We start from the raw sequence: 9,151 nt of genomic DNA, 5'->3' as shown, positions 1-9,151 counted from the left end.
GCTTCAGGACGATCGATGGCCGAAGGGCGGCCGAGATCAGCCTGCGCGGCGTGCGCGCGGAATTGCTGGGCAGCGAAGGCGGGGGCGTCGCCGCGCTGGAAGCCTGCCGTAACCGCGCGATCGGCGCGCTCTGCGCCGAGGCGGTCGGCGCGATCGGCGAACTGAACGCCGCGACGCTGGACTATTCCAAGACGCGAAAGCAGTTCGGCGTCACGATCGGCAGCTTCCAGGTGCTGCAGCACCGGATGGTCGACATGTTCATTGCGCATCAGGAGGCGTTGTCGCTGATGCAGCATCTCAGCCTCAGTCTCAATGACGATGAGGCCGGCGTGTCTCGGCTCGCCTCGGGTGCCAAGTCGAAGATCGGCTATGCCGGCAAGTTCGTCGCCGATCAGGCGGTGCAGCTGCACGGCGGCATGGGCATGACCGACGAGCTCAATGTCGGCCATTACTTCAAGCGGATTTCCTCCATCAACATCCAGTTCGGCGATCCCGCCTATCACGTGCTGCGCTATACGCAGCTCGACGCGGTCGCCTAAGCCAGAGAGGCAAGCATGTCACAGGATGCAGTCATCGTTTCCACTGCGCGCACCGGCGTCGGCAAGGCCTATCGCGGCGCGCTCAACAACACCGACGGCCCGACTTTGGCCGGCCATGTGATGGCCGAGGCGGTGAAGCGCGCCGGCATCGCGCCCGGCGAGGTCGAGGACGTGGTGATGGGCTGCGCCATGCAGCAGGGCACCATGGTGATGAACGTCGCGCGCAAGGGCGCCATCCGCGCTGGACTTCCCGTCACGGTCGCCGGGACCACCATCGACCGGCAATGCGCCTCCGGCCTGCAGGCGATCGCGGTCGCCGCCCGCTCTGTCATGCTCGACGGCGTCGAGATCGCGATCGGCGGCGGCATCGAGTCGATCAGCCTGGTGCAGAACGAGCACATGAACAGGTTCCACGCCGTCGACGACGAGCTGATGGCGATGAAGCCCGAGATGTATATGTCGATGCTGGAGACGGCGGAAGTCGTCGCCGAGCGCTACGGGATCGGCCGCGACAAGCAGGACGAGTACAGCCTCGAATGCCAGCGCCGCGTCGGCGCCGCGTTGCAGGGCGGCCGCTTCAACGACGAGATCGTGCCGATCACGACCAAGATGGCCGTGGTCAACAAGGACACCAGGGAAGTCAGCTACCAGCAGGTGACGCTGGCCAAGGATGAGGGGCCGCGGCCGGATACCACGGCGGATGGACTCGCCAAGATCAAGCCGGTGTTCGAGGGCAAGACCATCAGCGCCGGCAACGCCAGCCAGCTCTCGGATGGAGCCTCGGCCTGCGTGATCATGAGCGACAAGGTTGCCGCGCAGAAGGGCCTGAAGCCGCTCGGCATCTTCCGCGGCTTCGTCGCTGCCGGCGTCGAGCCGGACGAGATGGGCGTCGGCCCGGTTGCCGCGATCCCGCGGCTCCTCAAGCGGCACAACCTCAAGATCGACGACATCGATCTCTGGGAGCTCAACGAGGCCTATGCGGTGCAGGTGATCTATTGCCGCGACAAGCTCGGCATCGATCCGGAGAAGCTGAACGTCAATGGCGGCTCGATCGCGATCGGCCATCCCTACGGCATGACCGGCGCGCGGCTCACCGGTCACCTGTTGATCGAGGGCCGGCGGCGCAAGGCGAAATACGGCGTGGTGACCATGTGCATCGGCGGCGGCATGGGCGCGGCGGGCCTGTTCGAAATCGTCCACTGAGCGGAAACGCGGGAGAGACTTGTGAAGACAGCAATCACTGAACTGTTCGGCATCCAGCATCCGATCATCCAGGGCGGCATGCATTTTGTCGGCTTCGCCGAGATGGCGGCCGCGGTGTCCAACGCCGGCGGCCTCGGCATCATCACCGGCCTGACCCAGAGGACGCCGGAGCTGCTGGCCAAGGAGATCGCGCGCTGCCGCGACATGACCGACAAGCCGATCGGCGTGAACCTCACCTTCCTGCCGAGCTTCACCGCGCCGCCCTATCCGGAGTACATTGCGGCGATCCGCGAGGGTGGCGTCAAGGCGGTGGAGACCGCGGGCCGCAGCCCGGAGCAGTACATGCCGGCGCTGAAGGCGGCCGGCATCAAGGTCATTCACAAATGCACCTCGGTGCGGCATTCGCTGAAGGCCGAGAAGATCGGCTGCGACGCGGTCAGCGTCGACGGCTTCGAGTGCGGCGGTCACCCCGGCGAGGACGACATCCCGAACATGATCCTGCTGCCGCGTGCGGCGGACGAATTGAAGATCCCGTTCGTCGCCTCGGGCGGCATGGCGGACGCGCGCAGCCTTGTCGCCGCGCTGTCGATGGGCGCGGCCGGCATGAACATGGGCACCCGCTTCATCGCGACCAAGGAAGCACCGGTTCATCCCAATGTGAAGCAGGCGCTGCTCGACGCCGACGAGCTCGATACGCGCCTCGTGATGCGCGCGCTGCGCAACACCGAGCGGGTGCTGAAGAACAAGGGCGTCGATGAGCTGCTCGAGATCGAGCGCGAGAAGGGCGCCAGGCTGAAGATCGAGGATATCCATGAGCAGGTCGCCGGCGTCTATCCGAAGGTGATGATCGACGGCGAGATGGATGCCGGCGCCTGGAGCTGCGGCATGGTGGTCGGCCTGATCAATGACATCCCGACCGTCAAGGAGCTGATCGACCGCATCATGACCGAGGCCGAAGCGATCATCCGGCAGCGGTTGACCGGCTTCCTCGACGGCAAGTTTGAAACCACGGCGGCCCGCGCGGTCGCCTGACGGGAGAGTGCCATGACCGAGCATGTCAAGGTTGAGATCGCCGCCGGCGTCATGACGCTGACCTTGCAACGGCCCGAGAAGAAGAACGCGCTGACCGGCGCCATGTATGACGCCATGTCGCAGGCGCTGAAGCAGGCGGAGGCGGATCCGGCCGTCCGCGTGGTCCTGTTCCAGGGCGACGGCGACAGCTTCACCGCGGGCAACGACCTCGCCGACTTCGCGAGCCAGGCACGCGGCGAAAGCGCGGTCGATAGCCCTGCGCATCGCTTCATCGAGACCATCAGCAAGGTCGGCAAGCCGCTCGTCGCGGCCGTGCAGGGCAATGCGGTCGGCGTCGGCACCACCATGCTGCTGCATTGCGACCTGGTCTATCTCGCCGAGAACGCCCGGCTGATCACGCCGTTCGTCAACCTCGCTCTGGTTCCGGAAGCGGCGTCGAGCTGGTTGTTGCCGCTCAGGATCGGGCACGCGCGGGCCTATGCGATGTTCGCGCTCGGCGAACCGATGGATGCGGAGGGCGCGCTGGCATCGGGCCTCGCCAATGCCGTGGTACCGCAGGCCGATCTGCGCAAGAAGGCGCATGACGCGGCGATTGCGCTGACCAGGCGGCCGGCAGGGTCGCTCGGCATGACCAAGAAGCTGATGCGCGAGCAGCAACGGATCGCGGCGCAGATCGCCGAGGAGGGCGTTTTGTTCAAGGAACGGTTGACGACGCCCGAGGCGCGCGAGGCCTTTGCCGCCTTCGCCGAACGGCGTCAGCCTGATTTCACCAAGCTGTCGGTCTGACCGGCGGCGTAACTCACGGACACATCGCGGGAGTGAAAAGCATGGGCGTCACCGGCAGCCATCAATATCCCGCCATGGAATCCGTGATCTACGGCAAGCCGGCAGCCGAAGCGCTGCGCGAGGAGGCTGAGCGGCTGGATGCCAGGCGCCTCTATCTGATCGCCAGCCGGACGTTGAACACCACGACCGACGAGATCGGGAAGATCCGCAAAGCGCTCGGCGATCGCCATGCCGCGACCTTCGACGGCGTGCCGCAGCATACGACGCGGGACGTGGTGACGCAGATCGCGCGGCAAGCCAGCGAGGCCAGGGCGGACCTCGTCGTCGCGATCGGCGGCGGCTCGGTGGTCGATGCGGCGAAGATCGTGCTGATGTGCATGGAGCACGAGATCTTCGAGCCTGATGGCCTCGACGGCTTCGAGACCACGCCGGACCGCCGCTTCGGGCCATTCCGCACGCCGAAAGTGCGCATGATCGCGATCCCCAGCACGCTGTCCGGCGGCGAATACAATTCCGGCGCGCTGGTCACCGATACCAGCCGCAAGCTGAAGCAGATCTTCAACCATCCAATGATGATGCCGCGCAGCATCATCCTCGATCCCGCGATCACGAAATATACGCCGGAGAAGCTCTGGCTCGGCTCCGGGACGCGGGCGATGGATCACGGCATCGAGGCGATCTGCTCCAGCCGCCCCAACGTGCTGGTCGATGCGGTGTGCCAGCAGGGACTGCGCTATCTGCATGACGGCCTGCTGCGCACCAAAGCTAAACCCGACGACGAGGCGGCGCGGCTGAGCTGCCAGCTCGGCTCCTGGCTGTCGGCGTTCGGATTGCAGTCGCGGGTGCCGATGGGCGCCAGCCACGCCATCGGCCACGTGCTCGGCGGCACCTGCGACGTGCCGCATTATTTCTGCACGGCGGTGATGATGCCGAGCGTGCTGCGCTACAACCGCCCGGCGACGGAGGTTGCCCAGCAATCGATCGCCGCTGCGCTCGGTGCGCCGGGACGCGATGCCGGCGAGGCGTTTGCGGCGTTCATCGCGGAGCTCGGCCTGCCGCGGCGGCTTGCCGATGTCGGCGTCGGCGAAGATCGGTTTGAGCTGATCGGCCGGAACGCCATGCTGTCGATCTTCACGCGGGCCAACCCACAGCCGATCCGCGAACCCGCCGACGTCGTCAAGATCCTGAAGCTCGCCGCCTGAGGCATCAGCACCGGAGCAGCCGCCATGGCCGCCTTGCGCATCTTCTCCTATTTGCCGAACCCGCGAGTCTGGAAGGCAACCATCGCGGCGCGGTTCTGCGGCGTCGATGTCGAGGTCAGGGGCGCCTCCGGCAAGGAGCTCCGCGACTGGTTGTGGGACTATGATTCCCGCCCACTGGCGGAGCATGAGCGCGCGTCGCTGTCGTCGCTGGCGCGGACCGGACGAGTCGGACTGACCGGCGCGCAGCTCTTCAAGACCGATGCGTTCATGGCGGCACAGCCCTTCGGCAATGTGCCGGCGGCATTCGGCGCTGACGGCAAGGTCGGGATCTTCGAATCGAACAGCATTATGCGCGCGGTAGCGCGGCTCGGCGAGGCCGCATTCCCGCTCTATGGGCGCGACGCCTATGAGGCGTCGCGGATCGACAGTTTTCTCGATGTCAGCCTGGTGTTCGCGCGGGACTCGCAAATCTATCTGCTGGCGCTCTCGGGCGGCACCGTCGACGCGGCCATTCATGCGCGTGCCAAGGATGCGTTCGCGATCTATGCGTCCGGCATCGAGCAGGCGCTGTCGCCGCGGCGGGGGACGCTGGTCGGGAATGGCATCTCGATTGCCGACATCTGCTTTGCCGCCGAACTCGCGCTGTTCATGAATGAACATGCGCGGACCGAGCAGCTGAAAAAGCAAGGATTGGCGAAAATCCTGCATTCGGGCGTGCAGGATGAGTATCCGCTGATGTTCGCTCACTTTGATCGCCTGATCGCGCATGAGCACGTCGGGCTGGATCTCAAGCCTTATGTCGAGAAGCTGCTGTCGAAGGCGGCCGCCTGACCATGAAGGCCATAGGCCGCAACGCGGAGGGTTGATCGCATGACCGCACCTGTCTGTCTGATATCCGGCGTTGGGCCCGGCACCGGTTCGGCGCTCGCCAGGAGGTTTGCCGAGGGCGGCTATCGTGTCGCGCTGCTCGCCAGGAACGAGGCGCGTCTCGCCGCGCTCGAGCAGCAGCTGCCGGGCGCAAAGGCCTATCGATGCGACGTGTCCGATCCCGCGCAGGTCGAGGCGGTGGCCTCGGCCGTGGAGCGCGATCTCGGCAGCCCGGGCGTCGTGATCCACAACGCCGTCGGCGGCGCGTTCGGCACCTTCCGCGAGATCGATCCGGAGATTCTCAATCGCAACTTCCAGGTCAACACGATGGGACTGTTGTACCTGGCAAGGCGATTTGCCCCGGCGATGATCGCTGCCGGCAAGGGCGCCATCGTTGCGACCGGCAACACCTCGGCGTTGCGCGGCAAGGCCGGCTTCGCGGGGTTCGCGCCGACCAAGGCAGCGCAGCGAATTCTCGCCGAGGCGATGGCGCGCGATCTGGGGCCGCAAGGCGTTCATGTCGCCTATCTCGTGATCGACGCCGTGATCGATCTGGAGTGGACGCGGAAGCGCTGGCCGGAGCGGCCGGACGACTTCTTCATCAAGCCGAAAGCGATCGCCGACGAGGTCTGGCACGTCGCCCATCAGGATCGCAGCGCGTGGTCGTTCAATGTCGAGATCAGGCCGTTCGGCGAAGCCTGGTAGCGCCGCGCGCCGGTCGCAAGAGTTGGTCAATTCATAAAAGCCCAGGGGAGAATTTCATGTTGTTGAAGACGTTTGCCGTGTCCGTTGCGATGCTCGCGGCGCTTGCCGCGGCTCCAGTCCGCGCCGAAACGCCGGGGGTATCGGAATCAGAGATCAAGGTCGGGGCGACGTTCCCGTTCAGCGGCCCGGCGTCTCCGCTCAGCAACACCGGCAAGGGCCTGATCGCCTACGTCCATTCCGTCAATGACCGCGGCGGCATCAACGGCCGCAAGGTCAACCTCATCACCTATGACGATGCCTACACGCCGCCCAAGGCCGTGGAGCAGACCCGCAAGCTGATCGAGAGCGATGAGGTGGCGTTCCTGTTCAGTCCGCTCGGCACGCCCGGCATCGGCGCGACCATCAAATACGTCACCGCGAAGAAGGTGCCGCATCTGTTCGTCGTCAGCGGCGCGACCAAGTTTGCGAATTTCGCGGAGTTTCCGCTGACCACCACGGGACTGCCGAGCTACAACACCGAAGGCAAGATCTACGCAAGATACATCACGCAGACGGCGCCCGATGCGAAGATCGCGATCCTCTACCAGAACGACGATCTCGGCCGCGATTTCGTCGCCGCGTTCAAGGAGGTGTTGAAGGCCGATTTCGTCTCCCTATGAGGTCACCGAGCCGACCATCGAATCCCGCGTGGTGACGCTGAAGGCGTCAGGTGCGCAGGCCTTCCTGATCGCCGGCACGCCGAAATTCGCGGCCCAGGCGATCAAGAAGGCGAACGAGATCGGTTGGTCGCCGCTGACCATCGTCAACTATGTGTCGAGCTCGGTCTCCGCGACCATCGTGCCGGCGGGCGCGGACAAGGCGGTCGGCGTTGTCGTGGCGACCATCACCAAGGATCCGAACGACAAGAAGTGGGCCGACGATCCCGGCATGAAGTGGTATCGCGCCCATTTCGAGAAATATCTTCCCGGCGCTGATATCGGCGACAACAATTATCTGTTCGGCACCCAGCAGGGCCAGATCCTGGAACAGGTGCTGAAGCAGTGCGGCGACGACCTGTCGCGCGAGAACATCGTGAAGCAGGCGCGCAACATCAGAGGACTCGTGCTGCCGACGCTGATGCCGGGCATCACCATCAACACAGGCCCCGACAACAGCATGGCCTATACGCAGCTTCAACTGCAACGCTGGACCGGAAGCTCATGGGAGCAGTTCGGCGGCGTGCTGAGTGCCGACCTGAACTGAACCAGGTCGACCGAGGCGCTAGTGGAGCCGACGTGCGATCGGCTTCGCCAGCGTGTTTTGCCATTCCCGCTGCGTCGACTGGTCGCTTGACCGCAGGCTGTTCAGCAAGGCGGTGGTCTTCGGCTGAACCCGCGAGCCGTCGATCACCTCGAGCCGGCCGCAGCGGTTGAGCGTGTGCAGCTTGCGACCGGTCCACAGCGGCCCGGGCTTGAGCAGATGGCGCACGGCCTGCCTGTAGGTGGTCGGCGACAGTTCGAGCACTTCCGCAAGTCCGAGCGCCGCGCCGTATCCGTTGGTGCAGTCCTGCACCGGCCGCCACAGCTTGCCGTTGATGGTCACGAAATTGCCGGCCGGCCGCGTCGTCGCGCGATCCATCAGGATCGGATTGCTTGCATGCGGCCGCCACGGGCCGAACAGCTGCTCCGCGTAATAGATCGCCAGCGTGTCGGAATATCCGCCGGTGCCGTCGCGCCAGGCTCCGAACATGTAGTAGAGGCCGTCATGCTGCGTGATGGTCGCGTCGGCGAGTTCGAGCCCGGACAACAGCGTGCCTTGCCGATCCCACTTGTCGGGAAAGCGGACGCATTTGTAGATCGGGACGTCCCGGTGCGCGGTGCTTTCCGGGATCATCCACAGTTCGCCGTCGGTCTCGATCAGGAACGGGTAGGACAGGTGCCAGGGCTCTTCGAGCACCGGCAGCACCGTGCCGACCGGACCGTTGCCGTCGAATTCGATCGCGGAGATGATGCCCTTGCCGGTGCGGTGGTCGAGGTCTTCGAAGAACACGAAGGTCCTGCCCTGCCATTTCATCGGGACGGGATCGGCATAGAAGTGGTTGCCGGGATCGCCGAGCACGTTCCAGGCAGGTCCCGACAGGTCACCGGTCCGCCAGATATCCGCGTCGTCGGCGTAGCGCCAGCCGACATGCCAATGCGGCGCGTAGCAGCAAAGACGATAGATCTCCTTCGCGATCGAGGTCGCGACGCCGCGCAGGACAAAGGGCGCGGGATTTCGCGGCGCGCTGCCGGCCGCCGGCACTGCCAGTTGCGGCACCAGCCGCGGAGCCCCCGACAGGATCGGCGGCAGCATGGACAGGGTGCGCGCCATGACCGTTTCGAGCCCGCCGCTCAGGCCGGCGGCGATTTCCGCCGAGGGATGGCCGCGGTCCATCACCGTGCCGTCGAGCTCGTTGACGATTTCAATCACCGGCAGGTCGCCGGCGAGAATGGCGGCCAGTGCGGCGGCTTCGCCCGCCTGTCCGTTGAAGCGCGGACGGAGGTAGAGCCTGGCGGAGCAGTTCGGGTCCCGCTCGGCAGTGGTGAAGTCGACCACCACATCGGGGTTGCCCATGCGCGGCCGTTCCGCAATCGTCTTCAGCCTGTCGACATCACCCGCCTTGCCCTTGCGCAGCACGATGCGTTCGAGCTCGAACAGCATGTCGAGGCCGGCGGGCCTGGGCCCCGGCGTCGTCGTCCAGGCGATTTGAACGGGAATATCCTGTTCGTTGACGCGCAACGTCTCGCGGCGCATCCAGAGTCGCGCCTGCGCGCGATCGCAGCGAAACTCGATAATCAT

8 protein-coding genes and 1 pseudogene are annotated in these 9,151 nt (G+C 65.5%); 8 read left to right on the top strand and 1 reads right to left on the bottom strand.

The window, feature by feature from the left end; translation table 11 throughout:
* The 8 genes and pseudogenes from J6525_RS23890 to J6525_RS23855 all read left to right on the top strand — a co-directional run.
* Positions 1 to 539 (top strand): acyl-CoA dehydrogenase family protein (locus tag J6525_RS23890; RefSeq protein ID WP_283848640.1); only part of this gene is annotated, 539 nt, incomplete at its 5' end.
* 15 nt (positions 540 to 554) lie between these two features.
* A complete protein-coding gene (locus tag J6525_RS23885) occupies positions 555 to 1,742 on the top strand; it encodes an acetyl-CoA C-acyltransferase (RefSeq protein WP_225646533.1) in 1,188 nt (395 codons plus the stop codon).
* A 21-nt stretch (positions 1,743 to 1,763) separates the two neighbouring features.
* On the top strand, positions 1,764 to 2,774 hold the full coding sequence (locus tag J6525_RS23880) for an NAD(P)H-dependent flavin oxidoreductase (RefSeq protein ID WP_225646532.1): 1,011 nt from the start codon (positions 1,764 to 1,766) through the stop codon (positions 2,772 to 2,774).
* 12 nt (positions 2,775 to 2,786) lie between these two features.
* Positions 2,787 to 3,560: an enoyl-CoA hydratase-related protein gene (locus tag J6525_RS23875; RefSeq protein ID WP_225646531.1), complete on the top strand. Its 774-nt coding sequence runs from the start codon at positions 2,787 to 2,789 to the stop codon at positions 3,558 to 3,560.
* Between the two features lie 41 nt (positions 3,561 to 3,601).
* A complete protein-coding gene (locus J6525_RS23870) occupies positions 3,602 to 4,762 on the top strand; it encodes an iron-containing alcohol dehydrogenase (protein WP_225646530.1) in 1,161 nt (386 codons plus the stop codon).
* A 24-nt stretch (positions 4,763 to 4,786) separates the two neighbouring features.
* Positions 4,787 to 5,593, top strand: coding sequence for a glutathione S-transferase family protein (locus J6525_RS23865; RefSeq protein WP_225646529.1), 807 nt, complete (start codon positions 4,787 to 4,789; stop codon positions 5,591 to 5,593).
* A gap of 39 nt (positions 5,594 to 5,632) precedes the next feature.
* A complete protein-coding gene (locus J6525_RS23860) occupies positions 5,633 to 6,334 on the top strand; it encodes an SDR family NAD(P)-dependent oxidoreductase (RefSeq protein WP_092090303.1) in 702 nt (233 codons plus the stop codon).
* 56 nt (positions 6,335 to 6,390) lie between these two features.
* Positions 6,391 to 7,576 (top strand): annotated as a pseudogene (locus J6525_RS23855) (ABC transporter substrate-binding protein).
* 18 nt (positions 7,577 to 7,594) lie between these two features.
* Here J6525_RS23855 and J6525_RS23850 read toward each other — a convergent pair.
* Complete coding sequence (locus J6525_RS23850) at positions 7,595 to 9,151, bottom strand: glucosamine inositolphosphorylceramide transferase family protein (RefSeq protein WP_225646528.1); 1,557 nt, start codon at positions 9,149 to 9,151, stop codon at positions 7,595 to 7,597.

Origin of the sequence: Bradyrhizobium australafricanum, from assembly GCF_020329495.1 — a bacterium.
GTDB classification, from domain to species: domain Bacteria; phylum Pseudomonadota; class Alphaproteobacteria; order Rhizobiales; family Xanthobacteraceae; genus Bradyrhizobium; species Bradyrhizobium australafricanum.
Note: the sequence above shows the minus strand (reverse complement) of the source record. Positions and strands in the feature narration are given on the sequence as shown.

Coding starts and splice junctions, on each gene's coding strand:
- J6525_RS23885 (WP_225646533.1), top strand. CDS start 555: ATGTCACAGGATGCAGTCATCGTTTCCACTGCGCGCACCGGCGTCGGC.
- J6525_RS23875 (WP_225646531.1), top strand. CDS start 2,787: ATGACCGAGCATGTCAAGGTTGAGATCGCCGCCGGCGTCATGACGCTG.
- J6525_RS23870 (WP_225646530.1), top strand. CDS start 3,602: ATGGGCGTCACCGGCAGCCATCAATATCCCGCCATGGAATCCGTGATC.
- J6525_RS23865 (WP_225646529.1), top strand. CDS start 4,787: ATGGCCGCCTTGCGCATCTTCTCCTATTTGCCGAACCCGCGAGTCTGG.
- J6525_RS23860 (WP_092090303.1), top strand. CDS start 5,633: ATGACCGCACCTGTCTGTCTGATATCCGGCGTTGGGCCCGGCACCGGT.
- J6525_RS23850 (WP_225646528.1), bottom strand. CDS start 9,151: ATGATTATCGAGTTTCGCTGCGATCGCGCGCAGGCGCGACTCTGGATG.